The organism is Pedobacter sp. BS3 (genome assembly GCF_008274585.1).
GTDB lineage: Bacteria > Bacteroidota > Bacteroidia > Sphingobacteriales > Sphingobacteriaceae > Hufsiella_A.
Window position 1 is genome coordinate 163,941 of record NZ_VTRT01000003.1, and the last position, 25,296, is coordinate 189,236.

The 25,296-nt window shown below is 43.2% G+C and carries 27 protein-coding genes; 15 read left to right on the forward strand and 12 right to left on the reverse strand.

All coding sequences use genetic code 11. The annotated features are described in order from the left end of the window. Positions 1-81: 81 nt before the first annotated feature. From purU to trpS, 4 genes are all read right to left on the reverse strand, one after another. Positions 82-921 (reverse strand): formyltetrahydrofolate deformylase, encoded by an 840-nt coding sequence (gene purU / locus FW774_RS09350; protein WP_149347920.1) that lies wholly within the window; start codon positions 919-921, stop codon positions 82-84. Positions 922-1,028: 107 nt separating this feature from the next. Beyond that, positions 1,029-1,769, reverse strand: a complete 741-nt coding sequence (gene kdsB / locus FW774_RS09355; RefSeq protein WP_149347921.1) for a 3-deoxy-manno-octulosonate cytidylyltransferase — start codon at positions 1,767-1,769, stop codon at positions 1,029-1,031. A gap of 75 nt (positions 1,770-1,844) precedes the next feature. Beyond that, positions 1,845-2,459 carry a deoxynucleoside kinase gene (locus FW774_RS09360; RefSeq protein ID WP_149347922.1) on the reverse strand — a complete coding sequence of 205 codons (615 nt, stop codon included), beginning with the start codon at positions 2,457-2,459 and terminating at the stop codon, positions 1,845-1,847. Between the two features lie 52 nt (positions 2,460-2,511). Continuing rightward, positions 2,512-3,507 carry a tryptophan--tRNA ligase gene (trpS, locus tag FW774_RS09365; RefSeq protein ID WP_149347923.1) on the reverse strand — a complete coding sequence of 332 codons (996 nt, stop codon included), beginning with the start codon at positions 3,505-3,507 and terminating at the stop codon, positions 2,512-2,514. 53 nt (positions 3,508-3,560) lie between these two features. Here trpS and FW774_RS09370 point away from each other — a divergent pair, with 53 nt between their 5' ends. From FW774_RS09370 to FW774_RS09395, 7 genes are all read left to right on the forward strand, one after another. Further along, entirely contained in the window at positions 3,561-4,277 is a 717-nt protein-coding gene (locus FW774_RS09370; RefSeq protein ID WP_317132759.1) for a lysophospholipid acyltransferase family protein, read from the forward strand. Positions 4,278-4,339: 62 nt separating this feature from the next. Continuing rightward, the gene (gatC, locus tag FW774_RS09375; protein ID WP_149347925.1) at positions 4,340-4,633 is read left to right on the forward strand and encodes an Asp-tRNA(Asn)/Glu-tRNA(Gln) amidotransferase subunit GatC; all 294 of its coding nucleotides are present in this window, start codon (positions 4,340-4,342) and stop codon (positions 4,631-4,633) included. Positions 4,634-4,758: 125 nt separating this feature from the next. Then, positions 4,759-5,520 carry an ABC transporter ATP-binding protein gene (locus tag FW774_RS09380; protein WP_149347926.1) on the forward strand — a complete coding sequence of 254 codons (762 nt, stop codon included), beginning with the start codon at positions 4,759-4,761 and terminating at the stop codon, positions 5,518-5,520. Positions 5,521-5,883: 363 nt separating this feature from the next. Beyond that, the gene (locus tag FW774_RS09385) at positions 5,884-6,423 is read left to right on the forward strand and encodes a sterol desaturase family protein (protein ID WP_242457785.1); all 540 of its coding nucleotides are present in this window, start codon (positions 5,884-5,886) and stop codon (positions 6,421-6,423) included. 368 nt (positions 6,424-6,791) lie between these two features. Then, positions 6,792-7,544, forward strand: a complete 753-nt coding sequence (locus FW774_RS09390; protein ID WP_149347928.1) for a dienelactone hydrolase family protein — start codon at positions 6,792-6,794, stop codon at positions 7,542-7,544. An 86-nt stretch (positions 7,545-7,630) separates the two neighbouring features. Further along, positions 7,631-7,759 carry a hypothetical protein gene (locus tag FW774_RS20720; RefSeq protein ID WP_262714435.1) on the forward strand — a complete coding sequence of 43 codons (129 nt, stop codon included), beginning with the start codon at positions 7,631-7,633 and terminating at the stop codon, positions 7,757-7,759. A 238-nt stretch (positions 7,760-7,997) separates the two neighbouring features. After that, positions 7,998-10,577 carry a TonB-dependent receptor gene (locus FW774_RS09395; protein WP_149347929.1) on the forward strand — a complete coding sequence of 860 codons (2,580 nt, stop codon included), beginning with the start codon at positions 7,998-8,000 and terminating at the stop codon, positions 10,575-10,577. A gap of 272 nt (positions 10,578-10,849) precedes the next feature. On the opposite strand, the gene FW774_RS09400 is transcribed toward FW774_RS09395, so the two are convergent. Beyond that, a complete protein-coding gene (locus FW774_RS09400) occupies positions 10,850-11,725 on the reverse strand; it encodes a TIGR02757 family protein (protein WP_149347930.1) in 876 nt (291 codons plus the stop codon). Between the two features lie 19 nt (positions 11,726-11,744). After that, positions 11,745-12,884: a cystathionine gamma-synthase gene (locus FW774_RS09405; protein ID WP_149347931.1), complete on the reverse strand. Its 1,140-nt coding sequence runs from the start codon at positions 12,882-12,884 to the stop codon at positions 11,745-11,747. A gap of 465 nt (positions 12,885-13,349) precedes the next feature. On the opposite strand from FW774_RS09405, the gene FW774_RS09410 reads away from it, so the two are divergent. Further along, on the forward strand, positions 13,350-13,565 hold the full coding sequence (locus tag FW774_RS09410) for a hypothetical protein (RefSeq protein WP_149347932.1): 216 nt from the start codon (positions 13,350-13,352) through the stop codon (positions 13,563-13,565). Positions 13,566-13,752: 187 nt separating this feature from the next. On the opposite strand, the gene FW774_RS09415 is transcribed toward FW774_RS09410, so the two are convergent. Both FW774_RS09415 and FW774_RS09420 read right to left on the reverse strand, forming a co-directional pair. Continuing rightward, positions 13,753-14,385 carry a hypothetical protein gene (locus tag FW774_RS09415; protein WP_149347933.1) on the reverse strand — a complete coding sequence of 211 codons (633 nt, stop codon included), beginning with the start codon at positions 14,383-14,385 and terminating at the stop codon, positions 13,753-13,755. Between the two features lie 154 nt (positions 14,386-14,539). Beyond that, on the reverse strand, positions 14,540-15,523 hold the full coding sequence (locus FW774_RS09420) for a D-alanine--D-alanine ligase (protein ID WP_149347934.1): 984 nt from the start codon (positions 15,521-15,523) through the stop codon (positions 14,540-14,542). Between the two features lie 102 nt (positions 15,524-15,625). On the opposite strand from FW774_RS09420, the gene FW774_RS09425 reads away from it, so the two are divergent. The 6 genes from FW774_RS09425 (at position 15,626) to FW774_RS09450 (ending at position 19,940) form a co-directional block, all read left to right on the forward strand. Beyond that, positions 15,626-16,387, forward strand: a complete 762-nt coding sequence (locus tag FW774_RS09425) for a PASTA domain-containing protein (RefSeq protein ID WP_149347935.1) — start codon at positions 15,626-15,628, stop codon at positions 16,385-16,387. An 8-nt stretch (positions 16,388-16,395) separates the two neighbouring features. After that, a complete protein-coding gene (locus tag FW774_RS09430) occupies positions 16,396-16,695 on the forward strand; it encodes a rhodanese-like domain-containing protein (protein WP_149347936.1) in 300 nt (99 codons plus the stop codon). Positions 16,696-16,744: 49 nt separating this feature from the next. Further along, positions 16,745-17,794: an endolytic transglycosylase MltG gene (gene mltG, locus FW774_RS09435; RefSeq protein WP_149347937.1), complete on the forward strand. Its 1,050-nt coding sequence runs from the start codon at positions 16,745-16,747 to the stop codon at positions 17,792-17,794. Further along, entirely contained in the window at positions 17,794-18,198 is a 405-nt protein-coding gene (locus FW774_RS09440; protein WP_149347938.1) for an acyl-CoA thioesterase, read from the forward strand. The genes mltG and FW774_RS09440 overlap by 1 nt, the downstream gene beginning before the upstream one ends. Before the next feature lie 127 nt (positions 18,199-18,325). After that, positions 18,326-19,300 (forward strand): YihY/virulence factor BrkB family protein, encoded by a 975-nt coding sequence (locus tag FW774_RS09445; RefSeq protein WP_149347939.1) that lies wholly within the window; start codon positions 18,326-18,328, stop codon positions 19,298-19,300. Between the two features lie 319 nt (positions 19,301-19,619). After that, a complete protein-coding gene (locus FW774_RS09450) occupies positions 19,620-19,940 on the forward strand; it encodes an RNA recognition motif domain-containing protein (protein ID WP_149347940.1) in 321 nt (106 codons plus the stop codon). 146 nt (positions 19,941-20,086) lie between these two features. Here FW774_RS09450 and FW774_RS09455 read toward each other — a convergent pair whose 3' ends face one another. The 3 genes from FW774_RS09455 to FW774_RS09465 all read right to left on the reverse strand — a co-directional run bounded on the left by FW774_RS09455 (position 20,087) and on the right by FW774_RS09465 (position 21,893). Continuing rightward, positions 20,087-20,560, reverse strand: coding sequence for a CinA family protein (locus FW774_RS09455; protein ID WP_149347941.1), 474 nt, complete (start codon positions 20,558-20,560; stop codon positions 20,087-20,089). A gap of 75 nt (positions 20,561-20,635) precedes the next feature. Then, positions 20,636-21,298 carry a DUF6766 family protein gene (locus FW774_RS09460; protein ID WP_149347942.1) on the reverse strand — a complete coding sequence of 221 codons (663 nt, stop codon included), beginning with the start codon at positions 21,296-21,298 and terminating at the stop codon, positions 20,636-20,638. Between the two features lie 190 nt (positions 21,299-21,488). Beyond that, on the reverse strand, positions 21,489-21,893 hold the full coding sequence (locus FW774_RS09465) for a PleD family two-component system response regulator (protein WP_187774865.1): 405 nt from the start codon (positions 21,891-21,893) through the stop codon (positions 21,489-21,491). A gap of 249 nt (positions 21,894-22,142) precedes the next feature. On the opposite strand from FW774_RS09465, the gene FW774_RS09470 reads away from it, so the two are divergent. Continuing rightward, positions 22,143-24,290 (forward strand): PAS domain-containing protein, encoded by a 2,148-nt coding sequence (locus FW774_RS09470; RefSeq protein ID WP_149347944.1) that lies wholly within the window; start codon positions 22,143-22,145, stop codon positions 24,288-24,290. Here the strand turns inward: FW774_RS09470 and FW774_RS09475 are convergent. Continuing rightward, the gene (locus tag FW774_RS09475; RefSeq protein WP_149347945.1) at positions 24,280-24,927 is read right to left on the reverse strand and encodes a response regulator transcription factor; all 648 of its coding nucleotides are present in this window, start codon (positions 24,925-24,927) and stop codon (positions 24,280-24,282) included. The two genes, FW774_RS09470 and FW774_RS09475, sit on opposite strands and share 11 nt — an antisense overlap. Between the last annotated feature and the right edge of the window lie 369 nt (positions 24,928-25,296).

Genomic DNA, 25,296 nt, shown 5'->3' on the forward strand with positions numbered 1-25,296 from the left:
GCGCAACACGGGACTATCGGTGCCAACGCTTTACTGCATCTGCTTTTCTAATTATTTTGAAAAACTTGTTGGCTTTATTCTTTATTCAAATACGATGGTTTTATTTCCGGTGATAAAAACACGGTCTTCGAGCACCAGCTTGAGGGCCTGGCTCAATACGGCCTTTTCGATCTCTTTACCGGATGTTACCATTTGTGCTACGCCAAAAGTATGGTTTACCGGTATGGTTTGCTGGGCAATGATGGGGCCCTCGTCCAGATCATTAGTAACAAAATGTGCGGTTGCTCCGATCAGCTTCACGCCGCGTTCAAATGCCTGTTTATAGGGCCGGGCGCCAATAAAAGCGGGTAAAAAGGAATGATGAATATTGATGATACGGTTGGTGAATTGCGCTATAAATGCCGGGGAGAGAATACGCATGAACTTGGCAAGCACAATATAATCTATGTTATAATGGGTTAACAGGGCTGCAATTTCTGATTCAAATGCTTCTTTGCTTTTGTCTTCATGACTGATGTAATGGAACGGAACCTGGTTCTGTACGGTATATTGCTCTAACGTATTGTAATTACCTATCACGCAGCTAACTTCTGCACTTAAAGTGTTAAATGAGTTGCGGGCCAGTATATCGCTTAAACAGTGATACTCTTTGGTAACCAGTATGGCTATTTTTTTCCTGCTTTTGGGGTTAATGGTGATACCGGCATCGCCGGGCAGCTGATCTTTTAATTCGGTGTACAACAGTTGTTCATTGCCGAGGTTGCCGATGCAATCAATTCGTGTAAAAAAGCGTGAAGCCTGTTCATCTACAAATTCACGCATGGCGGTAATGTTGAGATTATGGCTTGCCAGTATTTGTGATATGAGCGCTACCAGTCCGACATTATCTTTACACTGAATTAAAATGAGATGTCTGTCCATTGAGAAGTCAAAAGTTAAAAATCAAAAGTCAAAAACTACGGATGCCTTAAAAATAAAAACCTGTTAATAATTCAGCGGGCAAAACGGGATGAATCGGTTTGCCCGTGTTATACTAACCCGGAGCGTAATATTTTTTGCAGGTCTTCGGGTGTATCAACGGCCTGCGTTTCCACATCGGTTACCGCTACTTTAATGCTATAGCCGTTCTCGATCCACCGTAGCTGCTCTAAACCTTCGGCCCGCTCAAGCGACGAAACCTCCAGGCCGGTGATGGCCAGCAAAGTATCTTTACGGTAACCGTAAATGCCGATATGCTTATAATATACCTGCTGGCGAAGCCATTCGGATTGCTCTTTTCCTTTGAGATAGGGAATGGGATTACGGCTAAAATAAATGGCTTGCGAAGCTTTATTTAAAACTACCTTGGGCGAATTGGGATTGAACAGTTCATCAGCAGAGGTGATCTCTTTTACCAATGTGGCCAGTGTTGTCTGCGGATCTGAGAAACAGGTGCATAGCAGGTTAATCTGTACCGGGTCAATAAAAGGTTCATCGCCCTGGATGTTGACGACCACATCAAAACCGGGTAATTTTTTAATGACTTCGGCACAACGGTCTGTTCCGCTTTGATGCTGATCGGACGTTAAAATAGCTTTGCCGCCAAAGTCATGTACGCACAGCAAAATACGTTCATCGTCGGTAGCAACTACCACATCATCCAGTTGGGTGGCGGTTTTAGCCTTTTCGTACACACGCTGTATCATGGTTTTGCCTCCGATTTCAATCAGCGGCTTTCCGGGATATCGCGTTGACGCGTAACGTGCAGGTATAATGCCCAGTATTTTCATCTACGATTTACGAATTTTGATTTACGATCTACTAATAACTAACCATCTAACCAACTAAAAAACTAACCAACCATCTTAAAAAAGTCCATGCATTTCACGTTCAATTCGCTGTATGATCAGTCCGAGATCTTCGGGGTTATTGGCAAAATCGAGCGTATCTTTATCTAATACCAGTAATTTACCTTCCTGGTAGCTGTTTATCCATTTGGTATATTTATCATTCAGCTTGGAGAGATAATCCAGCCGGATGCCGGCTTCGTATTCGCGACCCCGGCGTTGTATGTTGTTTACCAGTGTAGGCACCGAGGCTTTCAGATAGATCAGCAGATCGGGAGGCTTAATAAACGAGGTGATATTACTGAAAATAGACAGGTAATTTTCATAATCGCGGGTAGTCATTAAGCCCATTTCGTGCAGGTTTTCGGCAAAGATGTAAGCATCTTCATAAATGGTACGGTCTTGCACGATGTTACGATCCTGCTTTTGTATCTCTATTAGCTGGTTAAAGCGACTGTTCAGGAAGTAGATCTGGAGGTTAAAGCTCCAGCGTTTCATATCGCTGTAAAAATCTTCCAGATAGGGATTATGGTCAACTACCTCAAACTGCGGGTCCCAGCCTAAATATTTGGCCAACAGTTCGGTTAAGGTAGTTTTTCCGGCTCCGATATTACCTACTATAGCTATATGCATGGGTTTAATGTAAAAGTAAAGGCCTAAAATAAGTTATTCCTGCCATAAATACTCAGAATCGTTTAAAGCCAATAAATTCCCTGACAGCAGTGAGGGTTTTGCGGGCGCTTTCACGGGCTTTTTCTGCGCCAAAGGTGGCTACTTTATGGAGATAATTAGTATCTGATGCGATTTCCTGGATGCGTTCACGTACCGGTTGGGTAGCAATGATCATATCCTCGGCCAGTTGTTTCTTAAAATCGCCATAGCGTATCTGGCAGGAATTATACAACTGGTCAAAATGCTGATAAGTATCTTCGGAGGATACAATTTTCATCAGATCGAACAGATTTTGAATAGCTTCGGGCTTTTGCTGGTTCGGTTCCGTTGGGCCGCTATCGCTGACCGCCCGCATTACTTTTTTGCGGATTATTTCCGGTGTATCTGATAGATATACGGCGTTAGCCTCGCCTTCAGATTTTCCCATTTTGCCTTTCCCGTCGAGGCCGGGAACCTTAACCAGCTTATCAGAAAAGCTGAATGCATAAGGCTCGGGGAAATAGTCCACGTTATACATCCGGTTAAACCGGTTACCAAAAGTTCTTGCCATTTCCAGGTGCTGTTCCTGGTCTTTTCCAACCGGAACTTTGGTTGCCCGGTGGATCAGGATATCGGCGGCCATAAGCACCGGATAGGTTAACAATCCGGCATTAACGTTATTGGGCTGTGCCCGTACTTTATCTTTAAAAGAAGTGCTTCGCTCCAGTTCGCCCAGGTACGCATTCATATTTAAGAATAAATATAATTCGATCACCTCAGGCACGTCAGATTGCAGATATATGGTAGCTTTTTCGGGATCAATGCCTGCCGCCAGGTATTCAACCAGTACGTGCTTTACATTTTCGTGCAGGTTTTGCGGGGTTGGATGGGTAGTTAATGAATGATAATCAGCAATGAAGAAAAAACAATGATACTCATGCTGCATTTTTACAAAATTCTGAATGGCTCCGTAATAATTTCCTAAGTGAAGTTTTCCGGTACTCCGGATGCCGCTGACAACAGTTTCCATATACGGCGAAAGTAAGTATTTTTTCTATTTTTGATGGCGCTATGCTCCGACTTTTGAAAAAAGTACACCTTTGGTTTTACGCTATTGAAGTATGCTTATATTTCTTTTTGCTGTATCCGCTTTTGTACTACTTTTCACGCAAGGTATCGCGATTTTCACGTTTGAATAAAGTACGCCGGTTTTTAGGATTCATCAGCTCGGCAACAGCCGGATTTTTTTATTCCTTTTCATACGAAGTACCCGTTGACTGGTCAAAAACCTACATTATCTGTCCAAACCATACGTCTTTTCTGGATATATCTGCCGTTAGCGTAATGATAACCGGTAATTTTGCTTTTATGGGCAAGGATGAGCTGTTGGAGAACCCGGTAACCCGGTTGTTTTTTAAAACGATTGATATTCCTTTAAACCGTCAAAGTAAAATATCGTCGTTCAGGGCATTTAAGCGAGCCGAAACCTATCTGAAACAAGGCATCAGCATGGTCATCTTCCCCGAAGGAAAGATCGGAGATACTTATCCGCCGGTGTTACATTCGTTCAAAGACGGGCCGTTCAGGCTGGCCATAGAGCAGCAGATACCCATTGTACCGGTAACCATACGTGATACCTGGAAAAAAATGTGGGATAATGGTTTTAAATATGGAAGTAGACCGGGGATTTGCGATATTTGCGTGCACAAACCCATAGAAACATCCGGGTTAACGGTAAATGATGAGGATAGTTTGCGGGAAACGGTTTTCCGGATTATCCAAAAAGAGTTTCGGACATAGATGCAAAGATTGATTGGGATTTCGTTGTACTCAATTTTTAACTTTTGACTTTTTACTTAGAAATGAAGCTTGATAACGCTACTATTGATAAAATTGCTCACCTGGCACGTCTTAACGTTGCCGATAGCGAACGCGAAAACCTGCTGAAGGATATGAACAATATCCTCAATTTTATGGAAAAGCTGAACGAACTGGACACTACCGGCGTTGAGCCGCTTATTTACCTGACAGACAGCGTAAATGTTTGCCGCGAGGATGTGGTAAATAAGGAGATCACTGTTGAAGAAGCGCTTAGAAATGCTCCCTTGCACGATGAACACTATTTTAAGGTAGCTAAGGTTATTCATAAGCAGTAATTGGTTGGTTAGTGGTTAGTTGTTAGTGATTAGATGGCTGTATCTCCTATCTCCCTCCCTCAGGTAGGGTTGGGCTACCAACTCTGTAACAAATCTTACTGGCCGGTGTCTAAAGAAATAAAAACATGCCCGATAAGCCGTTAATCAGCATTAAAGACATTGGCCGGAAATACGTCATTGGTGCAGAAACCATCTATGCCCTGAAATCTGTAAGCCTGGAAATTCACAAAGGTGAGTTTGTTGCTTTGATGGGCCCGTCGGGTTCGGGAAAATCTACGCTGATGAATATTCTGGGCTGCCTGGATACGCCATCTAAAGGCGACTATATCCTTAACGGGATACACGTAAGCCAGATGAGCGATAGTGAGCTGGCTGAGGTACGTAATAAAGAGATCGGATTTGTTTTCCAGACATTTAACCTGCTGCCGCGTTCATCGTCGTTAGATAATGTGGCGTTGCCTTTAGTTTATGCCGGTATTAGTAAAAGCGAGCGTACCGAGCGGGCAAAAAAAGCTCTGGAGAATGTAGGTCTGGGAAACCGTATCGATCATAAGCCTAATGAATTATCCGGCGGACAGCGCCAGCGGGTGGCTGTAGCACGGGCGTTGATCAATGATCCATCTATTATTCTGGCCGATGAACCTACCGGTAACCTCGATACCAAAACCTCAGTAGAGATCATGGGCTTGCTGGAAGAGATCCATTCACGAGGCAATACGATTATCCTGGTGACCCACGAGGAAGATATTGCGCAACATGCCCATCGTATTGTGCGTATGCGTGACGGCCTGATAGAAAACGATTATAAAAACACTGATATCAAATCCGTTTCACCGCGTTTACAGGCCTTCAAAGATAACGGTTCAGACTGGGAGAAAATCCCATGAAGTCTGTTGCTTAGTTTTTTAGTTTGTTGGCTGTTTAGCAGGATTTGTATTTGCCCCATTTTTGAAGAATAAGACTGCATATTTTACAACTGTAATTCACTGCAACGTATCATGTACAGCATTTTCCATCATCATTTTTAAGTAAAAACTTCAAATGCGACGTTCATTAACCAGGCAAATATCTTTAAATTTACCCATCAAAAAACATCTGCGTAAACATCATTGTTTATAGTACAAATCCGTAACCGAGAAATTTTATTTTGTATGCATTTTGAGAAAATACATAACAAAGGTCAAGCCCGATTATTCCAGAACAATTTTTTAGAAAGTCTCACAAAAACCCGCCCCTGGGTTATTTATATCATGTATATTCCCCTGTCGGCCTGGATGCTTTATCACAGTTATGCAGCATTTGGCTGGTCGCTGGGTTTTATTGCCGGGCTATTTTTGCTGGCTTTTTTCAGCTGGACGTTATTTGAGTATTTTGCCCACCGTTACCTGTTCCACTACGAGGCAACCTCAACGTTGGGACAGCGTATTGTGTACATATTTCACGGCAACCATCATGAATATCCCCGCGACAGGATGCGCCTGTTTATGCCGCCCGTACCCAGCATTATCCTGGCAGCAGTTATATTTTCGCTCATTTACGGACTGTCGGCACTGTTTACCGGAAACGGCGATTACGCCTTTGTCTATTTTCCCGGCTTCCTGATGGGCTACCTGGCGTATGTCTCCATGCACTATGCCATACACGCCTACCCGCCGCCCAGAATGCTCAAATCCCTGTGGCGAAACCATCACCTGCATCATTACAAATATCCCGAAAAAGGCTTTGGCGTAAGCTCCGTTTTCTGGGACAAAGTGTTCAGAACCGAACCCAGGGAAGAAATACAATCGTAAAATTCTTCATTTTTATTGAAAAGCAAGTTCCGGCAACTATCGGTCACGATAGCCCGGCTTTACGCTTATACTGCACAAGCATTAGCCACAGGCCGGTATCCGCTCCAATCCGGTTTATTGATCAATGGTCAGTGCAGTTAATAAAAATGAGGGTGTCTCAAAAGTCAGTAAAACCATCTATTTACAGTCACGCTTCCCCCGAATTCTCGGGGGAAGCGCCTGTAGCCATAATGAACCAATCCTTCGACAGGCTCAGGATGACCATAGGGGACTTTTGAGACACCCTCATTTCAGTACGCCGGAATGCTATTGTCAAACTTTGCAGTGATTATATTGTTTTGGCTTATATTATTATTTAAAATAGCAACATGAAAATATTAACCTTATCAGCAGTAATGCTATATTTTTCTGTTCCGGTAATGGCACAAGACCTAAAACAAGTTAGCTACTGGGATGGGCAGCAAAAACTAAATGGCCTGGTAACCAAAAACACAGGTAAAAAGCTTCCCGGTGTTTTAATACTTCCCGCCTGGAAAGGAATTGACGAGGAAGCAAAGAATGCCGCGTTAGCATTAGAAAAGCAGGGCTACGTAGCATTCATCGCCGATATCTATGGTGAAGGCAATATTCCTGCCGATAATGCTGCGGCTGCCCGTATATCATCCAGCTTTAAAAACGATTACAAAGCCTACCAGAAAAGAATCAGTCTGGCGTTAGAGCAGCTAAAAAAGAACGCCAACAGTCAGAAGCTGGCTGTTATCGGTTATTGTTTTGGAGGAACAGGAGCATTGGAGGCGGCCCGTGCCAATCTCCCGGTGCAAGGCGTAGTGTCTATTCATGGCGGGCTTGGCAAAGCCAGCGACAGGAAAAACGGCCCATTAAGCACCAAGATACTGATTGAGAATCCCGCAGATGATAAGAGCGTAACTCCCGAAATCATGACCAACCTGATTGCGGAAATGAATGAAGCCAATGCCGATTGGCAGATCATCACTTATGCTCATTCAAAGCACACATTTACAGACCCCAAATCGCCGGATTATAATGAGATAATGGCTAAAAGAGCCTGGAACCATACCTTGTTATTTTTGAATGAGGTGCTGAGAAGTCAACAATTTTGATAGTTTTGACAACTTTAAAAAGTTGTCAAAACTCAGCTATCAAACCCAAAACTGTGTACAGCACTGCCCCACCCTATCTAAACCGGATGGCAGCGGATACCGGCCTTGTGCGGTTAGGCTTGCAGGCGTATGAGCGTACAGCCGGACTACCGGAACCCATCATTACAGAATCCTGCTTTTCTAAAATGCTAAACCAACCTATCTCCGGCTCATAGTTTATTTTTTATCGCTGATTATCAACGACTTAAACCTATAATTCTATATAATCTACAAAATATATAGATTTTATATAAAATATATTATTTTTGCAGCCAAATACACACGAATGATATCTTACAAGCTATTTATCAGGCCATACTGTATGGCGCAGGCAAATACCAGCACGCACTGAAAGCGTGATCCAATCCCGATTTCACTAAATCTATTATCAACAATTAATCATACACAACAATCATGAAACAACTTCTATATTTTACCTTATTCATTTTATTATGGGGCAGCACCGTATTTGCCCAGCAAAGTTTAACAGGAACGGTTAAAAACAACAAAGGCGAGGTTTTAGAAGGGACAACGCTCCGGATAAAAGGAACCACCGCGTATGCCATTTCAGATAACAACGGAAAGTTCACCATCACCCTGAGAAAAGCTCCCCCCTTCTCACTTCTGGTTAGCCAGGTTGGTTATAAACTAAGAGAAGTTCCGGTTAGCACATTACCTGATACCCCGTTAGAGATAGTTCTTGACAACGACGACCAATTGTCGGAAATTGTGGTTACAGCCCGGCGAAGAAAAGAAATCGTACAGGATATTCCTATCCCTATCTCGGTAGTAAGCGGCGCTGCAGCAGAGAATGCGGGTGCTTTTAATGTAAACCGCTTAAAGGAGCTGGTACCTTCTGTTCAGTTATATGCATCAAACGCCAGAAACACTACGCTCAATATCCGCGGATTGGGCTCTACCTTTGGATTAACCAATGATGGTATTGATCCGGGTGTTGGTTTTTATGTAGACGGAGTTTACTACGCTCGTCCGGCAGCTACCGCCGTAGATTTTATTGATGTAGATCAGATAGAAATATTGCGGGGCCCCCAGGGCACTTTATTTGGCAAGAACACTACTGCGGGCGCATTTAACATTACTACCAAAAAGCCCAGCCAGATACCCAGCGCAAAGGTAGAGCTTAGCTACGGAAACTATAATTACATACAGGCTAAAACATCGGTTACGGGGCCTGTAGCAAAAAATCTGGCGGCAAGAATATCCATTTCGGGCACGCAAAGAGATGGTACGATCTGGAACGCCAATGAAGAACGAAGGTATAATGGGCTAAATAACCTGGGCGCTAAAGGGCAATTATACTTTACACCGTCCGATAAATTTGAGCTGCTGTTAAGCGGAGACGTAAATATTCAGCATCCTGCCGGTTATCCTTTGGTAGTGGCAGGAATTACTACAACCGAAAGAAGCGCTTATCGTCAATACGACCGGATCATTGCCGATCTGGGCTATCAGCCAACTAAAGTTGATCCTTTTTCAAGAGTGATATATACGAATACGCCCTGGAAACAAGATCAATCCATAGGCGGAATATCGCTGAACGCGGATTATAAAATAGGCAAAGGGACATTAACCTCTACCACGGCCTGGAGATTCTGGAACTGGGATCCTACAAACGACAGGGATTTTACCGAGGTGGTGGCGCTTACCAAATCACAGGGCAATAGCCGCCATGACCAATATTCGCAGGAAGTGAGATATGCAGGTAACATCAATGATAAACTAAGCGGCGTTATTGGCGTTTTCCTGCTGGGACAAAAATTGCAGGGATTAGACCAAACCGAAGAGGTTGGCAAAGATCAGTGGCGGTTTGTGCAAACCAGCAACAACGGACAACAAGCAAAATATTCGACCCCGGGCCTGCTAGATGGGTACGGTATAAAAACAAATTCGGTAATTAACTCGTTAAGTACAGCCATATTTGCCCAGGTTGACTGGGAGTTTGTAAAGCATCTGCACATCTTACCGGGAATACGATTTACCTACGACAAAAAAGATGTTGATTACAACAGAACTACATACGGAGGATTGGAAACTACAGATCCGGACTTGCTTGCTCTGAAAAAGGCGGTTTATTCCGATCAAAAATTCAATACCAGTACACACAATAACAACATTTCGGGCAACTTAACCTTGTCTTACAGACCGGCAGATAAGTTTAACGTTTTCGCCACCTACTCTACTGCTTACAAACCGGTTGGTGTAAACGTAGGTGGATTGCCGACAACGTCTACCGGAGATCCGGATCTGTCTGTAGCGGTAGTAAAACCGGAATATGTGAAACATTACGAATTAGGTATTAAAACCCAACCGGTAAAAGGCGCTATATTCAATGTAACGGCATTCAATTCTGATATTAAGGATTATCAAACTACTGTTCAATCGCCGCAATTAGGTGTAAACAGGGGTTATCTGGCCAATGCGGAAAAAGTAAATGTAAAAGGTTTAGAAGTTGAAGGAAACTACCAGTTAGAACGTTTTTTGACCTTAAACGCCGCGGTTACCTATCTGGATGGTAAATATGTATCATTTAAAAACGCTCCTCTGCCATTGGAAGAAACCGGTCATACCGAAGTAATTGATGGTGTAAGCACGCAGGTGGCGTTCAAGGATGCTTCCGGAGGTGTACTACCGGGAATTTCAAAGTGGAACGCCGCGGGAGGTGCGGAATTTAGTACGGCGGGTAGTTTAATTAATAAACAAGGCCGGTATTTTATTGCGGGTGATGTTACCTACCGTTCATCTTACTCATCAAATGCAACACCTTCTAACGTGTTGGTAGTAGACGGTTATTCTTTATTGAATGTCCGGTTAGGATTCCAGTCGGCAGCATTCTCGCTGTTTGTTTGGAGCAGAAACCTAACCAATAAGAATTATTTTGAGCAGTTGCAGCCTGCTTCCGGAAACGCCGGTTTGTATGCCGGTGTACTTGGTGACCCAAGAACTTATGGAGCAACGGTACGTTATGCGTTTTAATATGATGGTTTAACTAACACCTATTGGAAAAGAAAGAGTGGTTTCGTACCACTCTTTTTTTGTTTGCTAGATTAACGTGAGTTCGGGATAGGAAACGCACAACCTGTTTGCGCTCGTTTGCAAAACGAGTGCATCAATCTCCGGCGTTTGTAACGCCGGTAATAGCGGCCTTTGCTTGTTTTAAGCAACATTGCGGCGTTGAAAACGCCGTTTTATGGCATCCCGATTGCAAATCGGGACGAGCCTCCGCCTTAACCCGAACTCACGTTAACTTAAAACCGCTCTTCTATCCCCAAACCAAATAAAGCAAAATCGTACTTCACGGGGTCATTGGCATCAAATTCCCGTAGCCGGGCAGTAAGTTCTACAGCGGTTTGCCAATCGGTTTGCTTGCGGGTAATCAGCCTAAGCTTACGGGCAACACGGTCAACATGCAAATCGCAGGGGCAAATAAGCTGCGATGGCTTAACCTGATTCCAGATTCCAAAGTCAACGCCATTGTTATCTTTTCTCACCATCCAGCGTAAAAACATGTTTAACCGCTTACAGGTAGATTTTTGCTGTGGTGACGATACGTGCTTAACCGTACGGTGGGGATAATCGGGCAAGCTGAAAAAATACCCGCGAAAGTAGTTCAATGCGCTTTCAATAGTCAGTCCTTTGAGCTCATGCTGATAACACACCGAAGATGTGTTCGCCTGTGCTTGTTCTGTTATAATTGAATTATCCAGGTATTCTTCACGGAAATTGTTTTTTTCCTTAAAAGGCATAAACGCTTGCTCCAGCGAGTCGAACTGCCGGTAATGTTCTGCAAAGAAACTGATAAAATATAGCAGGTCGGTATCGTTAAAAGTGCGATGCTTGAACCCGAGCAGGCTTTTTAAATCCGAGTCACTGTGATTTAAAACAAAATCGTGTGGCGCATTATCCATACGGGCCATCAGCTCGCGGCATTTGCTGATGATAGTTTTGCGTTGTCCCCAGGCTAATATCGCTGCAAAAAATCCCGAAATTTCAATATCCTGTTTTTTTGAAAAACCATGCGGAATTACAACAGGATCATTTTCGATAAAACCCGGCTGGTTATATTGTTCGGCTTTGGCATCCAGAAATGCCTTGAGATTTGTAATAACGGGCTGATAGTGCATCGTGTAAAGCTTACCTGGATTAGTTCAACGCCTGTTCTAAATCGGCCAGCAAATCATCAATATCCTCAACGCCCACACTTAAACGCAACAGGTTATCCACCACACCGGCCTTTTCGCGTTCTTCGCGGGGAATAGACGCATGAGTCATGGTTGCGGGGTGATTAACCAGCGACTCCACTCCTCCCAGCGATTCTGCCAGTGTAAACACTTTGAAAGATGAAGCGATTTTGAACGTTTCCTGCAACCCGGCGTTTTTCAATACGATGGAAATCATGCCGCCGAAATCACGCATCTGCGCTTTCGCGATGTGGTGATTGGGATGATGTTCAAAGCCCGGCCAATATACTTTTTCTATTCTGGGATGATTTTGCAGAAACTCCGCCACCCTGCGTCCGTTAGCGCAATGAGCCTGCATACGCAGATGCAGCGTTTTTATTCCACGTAGCACCAAAAAGCTATCCATTGGCCCCGGAGTTGCCCCACACGAATTATAGATAAACCATAAATCCTTATACAACTGTTCGTTGTTGGTCATTAATGCGCCCATAACCACGTCAGAATGGCCGCCAATGTATTTGGTAACCGAGTGCATGACTAAATCAGCACCTAAATCAATCGGGTTTTGCAGATAAGGCGAGGCAAAGGTATTATCTACGGTTAACAACACATTCTCCGCTTTCGCGATAGCTGCCACAGCCCGGATGTCAATAACCTGCATCGTAGGATTGGTAGGTGTTTCTATCCATATCAGGCGTGTTTTTTCTGAAATGTGATGACGAATAATTTCGGGATCAGAGAGATTGAGAAAATGGAATTTGATACCGTAATTAGCGAAAACCTTAGTAAAGATACGATAAGAACCACCGTACAGATCGTTACCGGTAATTACCTCATCGCCGGGTTTCAGCAGCTTCAAAACAGCATCGGTTGCAGCCATACCGCTGGCAAATGCCAATCCGAATTTTGCGTTTTCCAAAGCCGCCATACAATCCTCAAGCGCTTTTCGGGTAGGATTTGTTCCCCTCGAGTATTCATATCCTTTATGGTCGCCGGGCGATTTTTGGGCGTATGTAGATGTTTGATAAACGGGAGTCATTACAGCGCCGGTAGCCGGATCGGGATGCTGACCGGCATGTATGGCTTTGGTTGCAAATTTCATAGTATATTAATTCAAAAGTAAAAATTCAAAATTCAAAAGTTGAACGTAGTGAAATCCCGGCTTTCCGGGATTGAGTCCCGTATCCCGAATCGTTCCTCTCGGGACAGGCAGTACGGGAAAGTCCCGACCACTCGGGATAAAATCGGGTACGAAGCTCAATATCTCAGTATAAAAATCAGAGCGTACATTACTCATATCAGACTTTGTATTCAATTATCCTGCAAAGATAGCCTTTTTGAAAACGAGCTGAAAGCCTATAGAGAGGTAAAAGGTAGAAGGTAGAAGGTGTAAGGTATAAGGCTCAATACGCAAATGAGAAGCAAGAACATAGATGCAAGAAACAAGAGAGGAACATAGTCCTGCCCCTCTTCCGCCAGCCGGCGGAGGGTCGGGGGAGAGGCTTCTAACAACTAAAGCAAAACCGCAATGCCTGTACATTGTTCTATCAGTATAATTGATTTACTTATGAAAAATTCGAAAAACAAACCCGGGCAGGTGCGGGAGCAAAGCAGTGAGCAGGGAACTCCGCTTGGAAACAAGTATGATAAGGATAAAAAGTCTAAGCCTTCAGTTAAACCGGATGCGGAAAATAAAAAGCAGAAAATACACGAAGATAAAGGCAGTATAGAAGATTACAGCAAGGTTCAGCAGCACGGTGGTGATGAGGTGAAGACCTATTAACCTCAGTTCGATTAATAATACTGCTCAAAGCAGGTTTAACAAAGATTGCTTCGTCCTATCGTCCTCGCAAAGACGAAAATAGGAGCGTCATTGCGAATCGAAGGGCTGGAATTGAGCGTTGGAATGAAGCAATCTATTCATAATCAAGCAAATAATAATCGAACTGAGGTTATTAGCTTGTAAAGCTCTACTTCTTCTCCAGGTCTTCCGGCTTTAATTCATGCAGGTCAAAGCTGTTATTCCGGATGTCATATTGAACAATTTTTTTGCCTCCGGTAGGTTTATTGTCAGCATCGGCATCCTGGTAAAGCGGGAATTCACGTATCAGCTTACCTTCTTTCATATAAACAGAATCGCGGCCGCGATAACTTTCCTGCGTTTTAGCTGTTAGCTTCGGGAAGCTGATTTCGCGACCGTTGCCGTTGTTATCAAATTCGTACACATACATATCCAGGTAATTCCGTTCGCCGGAAATAACAGCCTGAATAAATATCTCCGGGTTACCGTCGTTATCCAGATCGGTATTCCAGACATCCACAATTTTACCACCCATCGCCCCGCTTAACGACTGAAATCTGTTATGCGTGGAATCAGAGCGCAGGATCACATAGGCTCCTTCCCCATCTTTACCTCTCCCCCACGCCAGCACGTCAAATATCAGTCCCGGCTTTACCTCCACTACTTTGTGATAGGTAAACGGTCTGGGCAATACCGTACGCACTACCGGCTTACTGGATTTCTCAGGTTGGTTATCTGTACAGGCCGAAAAAAGCGTAAGCCCGGACAGCAAACTTATGATGATAAAAACACTATGCTTCATTTTGTTAAGTCAAAATTAAAAATTTAAAAGTCAAAACATTTGAACCGGTTAAAATCAATAAATATAAAAACAGATTGATGTAACAGTCTGAAATTGACGATATACTAAGTTACAACGTTTATAGGTTAAGCCTATTATATTTATTTTCAGCATTTTACTTCATAAGCGCCTGCTCAATCAGCTCACCATAAAAATCAGCAATGTCTTTACCGGCCGCCTTTACCTGTTGCGGAATAAAGCTGGTTGCTGTTTGTCCCGGTATGGTATTGATTTCCACGAAATAAAAATTCCCGGTTTCATGTTCCAGGAAATAATCTACACGTACCATTCCACGGCAATTCAGAACCTGGTAAATATCGGTAATAATGCGCTCTACCCTGCTTCGTTCCTCCGCCGACATGCGCCCGGGAGTAATTTCTTCGGTAACGCCGGGAGTATATTTTGCTTCAAAATCAAAAAATTCCTTACTGCTAATCACCTCGGTCGCAGGCAGTACCTCGATACCATTTTTACCGGTGTAAGCGCCAACGGAAAATTCCCGGCCGTTAATAAATTCTTCTACCAGCACCTGCTCATCCTCGGCGAAAGCCTTTCTGAGCGCTTCGGGTAATTCATCTTCGGTCTTCACCTTGCTCATCCCGATGCTGCTGCCACCGTTATTGGGCTTTATAAAATAAGGCAGCTTAAGTGCACCGGTTACTTTTTGAATATTATCGGGCGAATCGTTAAACAACTGCAATGATTTAGCCACATGCAATTGTTCAACGTTGCTTACAATGGCCTTGGTATAACCCTTATTCATGGTAAGCGATGAAGTCAGCGCATTACAACTGGTATAGGGCAAACCTATCATATCAAAATATCCCTGTAGCCTACCGTCTTCGCCCGGCGAGCCGTGCAGGATAATAAAGGCCACATCAAACGTTATTTTTTTCCCCGAAAGGGTTAATGAAAAATCATTTTTATCGATGTTATGCCTGCCGCTTTCATCCTCGTAATACCATTGCTTTGGCGATATAATGATAGTATAAACAGTATATTTTTCGGGATTGAGCTTAGAGGCTACAAAGGCGGCGCTTTTTAACGAAACAACAGATTCGCCGGTAAAACCACCGGTTATTAGGGCAACGGTTTTCATGGTTTCAAAGATATTTTAAATTCACAGTTCCGCAATTACTGTGAATCATTATCTTACAAAAAATATTACTTTTGACAGCCCGAAAGACATAGATTTGAGATAATGAGTAAACTCTTTTTATACCTGAAAACAAAAACCTTCCGCAACAACCTGTTGGTTGCTATTGGTTCGGTCATTGGCTTTGTACTGATTGTATTTTTCTGTTTGCGCTTTTATACCCGTCATGGCGAGGGCCTGCCAGTACCTAAACTTAAAGGACTTTCGGTTGAAAATGCTATCCAGTTGCTGGAATCGCAGGGATTTAAGTACCAGATAGATTCGGTTTTCCAGATGGACAAAGCGCCGGGACTGGTTGTGGAACAAGACCCGGACCCGAATACGAACGTAAAAAATAACCGTACGATTTACCTTACCATTATCACCCGGCAGGCTCCGAATGTTGGTTTCCCTGATATACAAAACATCACCTTCCTGGAAGCTCAGGCTATTTTAAGCAATTACGGTCTTAAAATAGGCGATACTACCTATATTTCTGATATTGCCCGCGACCGGGTTCTGGCCGCTAAATTTGGTGGTGAACCGGTAGAAAAAGGTCAGATGCTACCCAAAGGTTCGAAAGTTGACCTGGTGCTGGGCGATGGCAAAGGTGCCAGCGAGGTTGACCTGCCCGATTTAAAAGGTTTAACGCTCAGCGAAGCCATCTTTTCGCTAAAAGGCGCATCACTCAGTTTAGGCACCGTGATGTACGAAGGCGCTATAACCGATTCGCTCAATGCGCATATCATCCGGCAATATCCCGCTTTAAGCGATTCGCTGAGCAAAGTTGCCATTGGAACAAAGGTTGATGTGGTGGTTTCAAATTAACGTATCCGATGATTATCAACCCGGCAGAACTTAAAGAGCGGCTGTCACACCACGAAGCATTAAACCTGGTTGATGTGCGGGAGCCTGTTGAATTCAGCACGTTCAATATTGGTGGCATCAACATCCCGTTACAGACATTGCATCAGCACATTGATGCCCTGAAGCACCTGGCTAACCAGGAAATTATTGTAATATGTCAACGCGGCCTACGCAGCCGAACCGCACAAAAGCTGCTGATTGACGCCGGGTTTACTTCGGTAAAAAACCTGGAAGGCGGCCTGCTGGCCTACAACCTCATAAATTCTTAAAACCCGTTTACAGTATACTTGTTAATAAAAACCGTTTCGTTTTAACTATATGGCATCCAAATCTTCATCCGGTTTGTTCAGAAAAACCATCATCGCATTAGTAATTATCCTGGTTATTGCCCTGGGGATTACGTTTGTAAATTACTACCTTAAATATTTTGGCCCAAACGTTACCGGCAACAAAAAGTACCTGTATATACGTACAGGCTCTGATTTTGCCGCAGTTTTCGATAGCATTAAGCAGGGCGATATGCTAAAAGACACTACCTCATTTTTATGGGCAGCCGATAAAATGAAGTATACCAACCACGTAAAACCGGGACGGTACACGCTTACCAAAGGGATGAGCAACCGCACCCTCATTAACATGCTGAAATCCGGCAACCAGCAACCCGTTACATTACGGTTCCATAACCTGCGCTTAAAGGAAGATTTTGCACGATACGTATCCAGCCAGTTGGAAACCGACTCTATGGAGTTAATTAACCTGCTGGACTCGGCAACATTTGTTGGCCGTTATGGCTTTACGCCGGATAACGTTTACACGATGTTTATACCCAACTCGTACGAAATTTACTGGAACACCAACGCTGCCAAATTTTATGAGCGCATGTACAGCGAGTACCAGAAATTCTGGAACAGCGACCGCAAGAACAAAGCCGAAGCCATCGGACTCTCCCCCATCCAGGTAACTATACTGGCATCCATTGTTGATGCCGAAGCCCTGCATGATGATGAAATGCCGGATATTGCCGGACTTTATATGAACCGCTATAAACGCGGCATGAAGCTGGAAGCTGACCCGACGGTAATTTTTGCCACCCAGGATTTCACCATCCGCAGGGTACTGAATAAGCATCTCAGAACCCTGTCGCCATACAATACCTATTTACATACCGGCTTGCCTCCCGGGCCCATTATGATGCCCAGCGTAAACGCGATAGATGCTGTTTTGAACTATAAACATCATGATTATTTGTACATGTGCGCCAAAGACGATTTTTCAGGCTACCATAATTTTGCATCGACAATGGCGCAGCACCTGGTTAATGCCCGGAAATTCCAGGAGGCTCTTAACAAGCGAAATATCAAGAAGTAATGTTTACACACGAAACTAAAATACGCGTACGTTATGGCGAAACCGACCAGATGGGTTACATGTATTACGGCAATTACGCTTCGTTTTACGAAGTCGGCCGGGTAGAAATGCTCCGCAGCCTCGGTTTAACCTATAAAGGTATGGAAGCATCCGGCATTATGCTGCCAGTGCTTGAGCTACGCTGCAAATACATCAAACCGGCTTTTTACGATGAGGAGATTCGTGTAAAAATCATTCTTGAAAAACTTCCGGGCATCCGGATACATTTCACTTATGAGCTGTATAATGAACAGGATGAGCTGATCAACATCGGCGAAACTACGCTGGTATTTGTTGATATGAAAAAAAACAAACCCTGCAATCCGCCGGAGGATTTTATTGAAAAACTAAAGCCGTATTTTTAGGTTAGCGTATACCTTTGTTGCTAAGTTAATTACGAATTGGTCTGTGTATTCTTTAACAGTATTTGATTTTAAACCGTTACCCATTTTTGACTTTTAACTTTTTACTTTTTACTTTCAACTACAACGTATGGGATGGATACATAAAACCTTGTTGAAATTTAAGCCTTACCATTACCTGATAGAATGGACCAAGGTTATTATTTTTCCGGGTTTTAGTCCGCTGCCTTTATATACTGTCGGCGTTTTCTTTTTCCAGGAGATAAAAAAGGAATCGCTAACAAATAAGGCATCGTCTCTGGCTTATAACTTTATGCTGGCCATATTTCCCGGCCTGCTGTTTTTATTCACCCTAATACCCTATATACCCATAGCCAATTTCCAGGATCAGCTGATCTCGCTGATCGCCCTGGTATTACCGCACAACGCTTACATGGCTGTTGAATCAACCTTACAGGATATTGTTAAAAAGCAAAACGGCGGATTGCTTTCTTTCGGTTTCTTTGCGGCATTATACTTTGCTACCAATGGCGTGCATAAGCTGATGCAGGCCTTTAACAAGGCATCGCTCACGTTAGAGACCCGGGGCTGGTTTAAACAACGTGTTATCGCCTTAAACCTTACTTTATTAATGGTTAGCGCCTTAATTGTAGGGCTTGTTATTATTACCATCGGCGAGTATATCCTGAACTTCTTAAAAAGCGAACTGGAATTAAAAGATTCATTCTGGATCTATGTGCTTATGCTTTCCCGCTGGATCATCATGATCGCCATTTATTTCACAACCATATCCATTTTATACCGCTATGGGCCGGCAAATCCTAAGCGATGGCGGCTTTTCAGCGCCGGAGCCTGGCTGGCTACCTTTCTGGCCATACTAACTTCCCTGGGTTTTGCCTTTTACATCAATAATTTTGGCAATTACAACAAATTATATGGTTCTATAGGTACACTTATCGTTATCATGATATGGCTTTACCTTAATTCGCTGATTATTTTAGTCGGATTCGAGCTAAATGCCAGCATAGACCTCTCCAAAAAGAGCATAAAAATTGTTAAACCGGTATTTAACTCGTTTAAGAGACAGCCTGCTGATAACCAGTGAGCCGCGTCATTGAATAAACCTGTGGATTTATTAAGGAATGTTTATAAAAACAGCCTTAAAAATATACGCAAAAACCTTTGGTTAAGTAACTTAAACCACTATCTTTGTGAAATAAATAACATATTTTATTACATTAAACATTTAAACACTGACAGAAGCTACACATAAGAGGCATATTTCTTCCAAGAATAGTTCTAAAACATCAGGCTTCCACATCATATAAATCCTTTTCTTCAGCGGTTTTCATCTCAAATATATTTCCCACATACGCTTCTTAATCCTGTTCTATTTAACCACTCAATTACATATCAATTATCAAATGAAAATTTTTGTTGCCAGTCTTCCTTTCCAATTAGAGGAAACAGACGTAAAGGAAACTTTTGAAGAGTACGGCGAGGTATCTTCAGTAAAGTTAATTCTGGACAAAGAAACCGGAAGAAAAAGAGGCTTTGGATTCGTAGAAATGCCTAACGACGACGAAGCCGGGAAAGCAATTGAAGAGCTGAACGGCTTTGAGATCTATGGCCGCTCTATTGCTGTTTCAAAAGCCGAAGACCGTAAGGAAGGTGCAAGACGCCCCGGCTTTAGCAGAGACAATAACCGCCGCCGGGATTTTACCCGTAACGAAAGAAGCTGGTAGCCTTAAAAGGTAAAGGTTTAAGGCGTAAGGTTTAGGCGAAGTGAAATCCCGATACCCGTCCCGGGTAATTCGGGGTTCGGGATACAAGGTTAAATACTGAAATAGCAGTAAGAAAAGCTGGTGTAATGGGGTATTATGCCTGCTTTTCAAATGATATCCAGCAATAGCTGCGCTACTCTATTGGCTGTTTGTAGCACAATGCTCTCCGGGCTGCCGTCAAAAACGTTGTAGTCCCGGTAATCCCGGGCTTTATGCCGGATGTGAATAAACATGCTTCCAACCGGCTTCTCGGGTGTTTCGCTACCACCGGGCTTTGTTAAACCCGTTACTGCAATGTGTATATCTGCCGGCATAATCTGAGATAACTGCACGGCAAGCGCTTCGGTCACCTCGGCTGATTCGGGTGTGTATTTATTGATCAGTTCATCAGAAACGCCCAGCACGTCTTTTTTAATACAAACATTATAACAAACTATTCCGCCACATAAAACCTCACCGGCAAACGGCGTTAACGAAAACTCTGCCGCCAGCCGGCCGGCCGTTGCACTTTCGGCAAAAGCAATAGTGAGCTTTTGCTTAGCCAGTTTTTCGCTGCTTGATATAATGTCTGATGATGGCATGTGTTAAAAAAGTTAAAAGTTAAAAGTTAAAAGTTAAAAGGTCTGAACGCACAACCATAAAAAAGCTAAAAAGAATTATTTCCCTGTTTCCGTATGCGGGGCATCAACCGGTTTGGATTCCGGTGAACCCTTTTGTCGCAGGTAAATGGTTAAAAACACAATAGAAGCAACAGACAAAAATTCGCTTTGCCAGTTCTGAAAAGTTTCAAACCAGAACTCAGGCTTACATAAATATTGTATAACAGTGTCAGGATGTTTGTGATGAATTAATTGCTCGGCGTTATTATCCTGCCAGCTTCCATAAAAATGGAGTCCCCAACTGGCTAAAAATAACAGTACAAAGCTTAACGATAAAGAGTGACTGTACAATTTCAGTATCCAGCCGCCTTTCTTCACCGGCCAGGGCGCATTGGGTGATTTCCGGGGTTCACGGTCAACATCTTCTTTTCCTGACAGCTTTTTCGATTCGCCGGAACCGATTTGCCGTAAAGAAATGGTGAGCACCACATATAAGGCCATTTGCAGAAACTCGCTTTGAAAATTCTCAAACGTTGCGGAAATAAAATGCCCGCAATGAAGGTAACCTGAAAAGCTGAGCGTTTGAACGTGTTCCTGTTTCCGTTCATCATTATACGCTTTCCACCCGGTAAACGCCTGCGCCAGCAGCGTAACCAGAAATAACGTCATGAAAACAATGGTTAACCCATTACGATAAAAGAAAGAGTATTTTTTTGTCATTGCGCCAGGTTAGTGCCATGTCAATGGAATAATGCCCTATTCAGACATTCAAAAACAAGGTTAGCCTGTGCGTGGCCTTTCTTATTTTTGACTTTTTCCTTTTGACTTAGCAACAGTTATGTAACAATAACTAACCTGATGGTATAAAAGTTTGATTAATGAATATCCCGAAACAATATTAGCCAGATATTCAGGTTAATAATTTGTCGTTCTTCTTTTTCTTTTTAGTGCCAGACCACGCTGCCGATACGTAATATTTTATCCGGTCAACCAGCTTAAACAAATCAAAAGGTTTAGGTATAAATTCATTACACCCATACGTTCCAAGCGATAAAAATACGCGGGGATACGCAGACATCATAATTACCGGCAGACTTTGAAAATTTCGCTTTAGCTGGTGGCATATTTCTCCGCCATTGATTCCATTCAATAAATAATCCAACAACACTAAATCAGGCTTGTACTCTTTGATTATTTCAAAAAAGCGGCTGTTATCATTGGTAGCCATTACTTCAAAATTTTCGTAATAGAGCGCTTCTGTAAGCACATCCAGAGTACCTGCGTCATCATCCAGTATTAAAATTCTCTTTTTCATCAGATTAGATTTAAGTGTAATCATTGCATTTTTTATTCCTGGAGAGCGCCTGAACTTACTGGTTATCCTGGTCTGGTTATATGATCCATTTTGAACTGTTTTACAAAGCAGAAAGTCAAATCTACAACTATATCATGCTAACATCAACGCGATTTATACCTGTTTTATCTGTAAAAATACGTTTTTTTTAAATCAATATATTATTAAAGATGTTAACCCTTCGCGGCAACCTATGAAATAATTTAAATTATGAATTTAAACATAGATTTTAAAGCTATAACAGAAAACTCGCCTGATATTATTACGCGGTGGAACAGGCAATGTAAATTAATCTATGCTAATGCCGGCTTCGAAGCAAAAACCGGCATGAAAAACGGCTTTCTGATAGGCAAAACCAAATTAGAAATGGGCTTACCGGCAGATATTGCTCTTCCATGGGCTCAAAGCCTGAAAAAGGTATTTAAAACAGGAATGCCGACAGAGCATTACAACCATTTTCCATTACCTCACGGCAACCTGCATCTTTTTTCGAGAATGGTTCCCGAACTGGATGAACGTGGGAAGGTACAGAGTGTGCTGGCTGTATCGCGTGATATTACCACGCTGAAAAAAATTGAAGAAACACTGAAAGAGCAGGCTCATTTCATAGAGCAGATCAGCAATGCCATGCCCGATATGCTGTATGTTATTGATCCTGTAAAAAAAGAAATAAGCTATGTAAACGAACGGGTACAGCAGATATTAAATATTAAGCCGGCAGATATTTATAAACGAGGCCTTAATGTTGCTAAAAAGGCCTTGCTGCCAGCTGATTATGAACGCTACATAGAACACCTGGATGAATGTACGCGGCTGAAAGACAACCAGGTAAAGGAAATAGAGCTGCCCATACGAACGGAAAATAAAACGATGCGCTGGTTCCGCATACGCGATAAAGTGTTTAAGCGTAATGCCGATGGCTCTGCCGCCCAGCTTATAGGCATTGCCCAGGATATTGACGATCATATTAAGGTGCGTGAAAAATTTACAGCCGATCACCGCCGGTTAAAAGAGGCCCAGGCTATCGGGCATATCGGCAGCTTTGAGTGGCAGGCCGGCGATATCCGCGAGTACTGGACGGATGAGCTTTATCACATCTATGGAATAAAGCCCCGCAACCGCGGAATAACGGTCAATGAGTTGCTCGGGTTTGTTCATAAAGCCGACCGCCCTGAACTGTTAAACGCCATTAAAACTGCCCGGAACGCAGGCCAACCAACAGATATTACGCATCAGATCATACGGAAAGACGGCACTATCCGGTACATCCAGCGACGTTCGCAAAGCATTTTCGATGAAAAGGGCCGCATCCGGAAGGTATATGGCACTGTTCAGGATATTACCGATATTAAGCAGGCCGAAAAAAGCCTGCGTAAAACTACCGAGCTGTTAGAATCTATATTTAATACCACCACAAACGGCATATTCGTACTTCGTTCTGTGCGTAACACCCGCGGCAGGTTAATCGGCTTTAAGCTGGAGCTGATGAACCGGATAGCCCAGGATATGATTGGCGGTAACCTGGTCGGCGAATCGTACACCAATGTGTTTCCGGCAGCCATAGCTGGCGATCTGTTTCATGAATACAGGAAAGTAATTGAAGAAAACAATATCATGGATGTCGAGCAACCTTACGAGCATTTTGGCACTAAAGGTTGTCTGCACCTTGTTGCCGTGAAATTGAACGACGGCCTGGTGGCTACCTGGAATGATATTACCAACCAGAAAAAACTGGAAAAAGAGCGCCGGGAGCTTGAGATCAAACACCGCAATGAGATTTTAGATGCCCAGGAAATTGAACGCAAACGCATCGCGGAAGCTATTCATAATGAAATCGGACAACTGTTGTCTATAGCCAAAATGAAAATAAGCCAGAACGGAGCTGAGGCGGAACGCATATTAAACGAGGCTATAAAAAAAGTGCGTAACATATCGTTTGAGCTGATGCCCGCCATTTTATACGATTTTGGCTTGGAAGCAGCTATCGTAGACCTTTTCCAGTCGAAGCTTCGCCTGGCAGATATTACCTATAACCTCAACTTAACAGGTACGCAATTGCAGCTTGCCAAAAACGCCGAGCTGGCTATATTTCGCATTATCCAGGAGCTGATAACCAACGTTATTAAACATTCGGGCGCCGACCATGTTAACCTGACCATCTCTAAAGAGGAAAACTGGCTGGTAATATACTTTACGGATAATGGCAAGGGCTTTAAAGAAACCGACAAAAAGCCTCGTTTTGGCTGGCGTACCATGGCCGATAGAATTAACCGGCTGAATGGTGAATATGAAATTAATACAGCGGCAAAAAAAGGGTCAGAAATTATTATCCGGATACCGGTAAAAGCTATTGAATAATATTGTTCCGGATAGCAAACCGGATGAGCGAAGCTGTATTTCTCGACCCGGTTTTATCCAGCAGGTTTTGCCGGTGCCCTTCTATGGTTCGCCGGCTTGAAAACAACTTATCGGCAATTTCCATATTGGTAAAACCATCGGCAATAAGCGATAGCACCTCAACTTCCCGCTCAGAAAGCTCCACAGGCGATTCTGACGGTGAAGCCGGAACAGCGCTGTAAAAATATTTTTTAAAGAGCTCGAAAACGAGTTCAGAACAAATATATTTATTCCCTGCGGCCACATGCCTGATGGCAAACACCATCTGGTCTTTATCAATATTTTTTAACAGGTAACCACTGGCGCCATTACGCATAGCCTCCACAATATAATTTTCGTGCTCAAGCATGGAAAGTACCACCGTAATAACGTTAGGGTAAGAAGCGCTTACCTGCTGAATAAGCTCTATGCCGCTTTGGCCCGGCATGTGTATATCGGTAAGCAAAATATCTACAGCTATACCACCTGCTAAAATATCCAGCGCCTCTTTCGCATCCGATGCCTCGGCAACAACCTCCATATCTGGCTCCATATTCAGCAGGGTTTTGATCCCGTTCCGAACAATGGTATGATCTTCAGCAAGTAGTATTTTTATCACAGCTATAACTTATCAGCGTTTATAACAGTTTGTTTATGCAACACCAGAGTGACTATCCTGTTTTAAATTCCGGTAAAATTTATTTCAAATATTATTTTAACCGCTATGATATTAATACGGTTTTTCTAAAGGAAATTACGTGTTTTGCAATTCGCATGTCCAGGTAATTTCAGCAGCAGCTATCCGTACCTGTCTGCTGACTAAGTGTCAGAACCGCTTCTAAACCAGCATTGTTCATCATTTTCAGCTTCCCCGGCCCAGCTCAATATCATTGATATTTATCGGCATAAATACGTTTGCAGGTGTTTTTGCCGGTAAACAAATGCTGATGTCTGTTTGTCAGAAAAGGGACACATCATCTATTAAAAA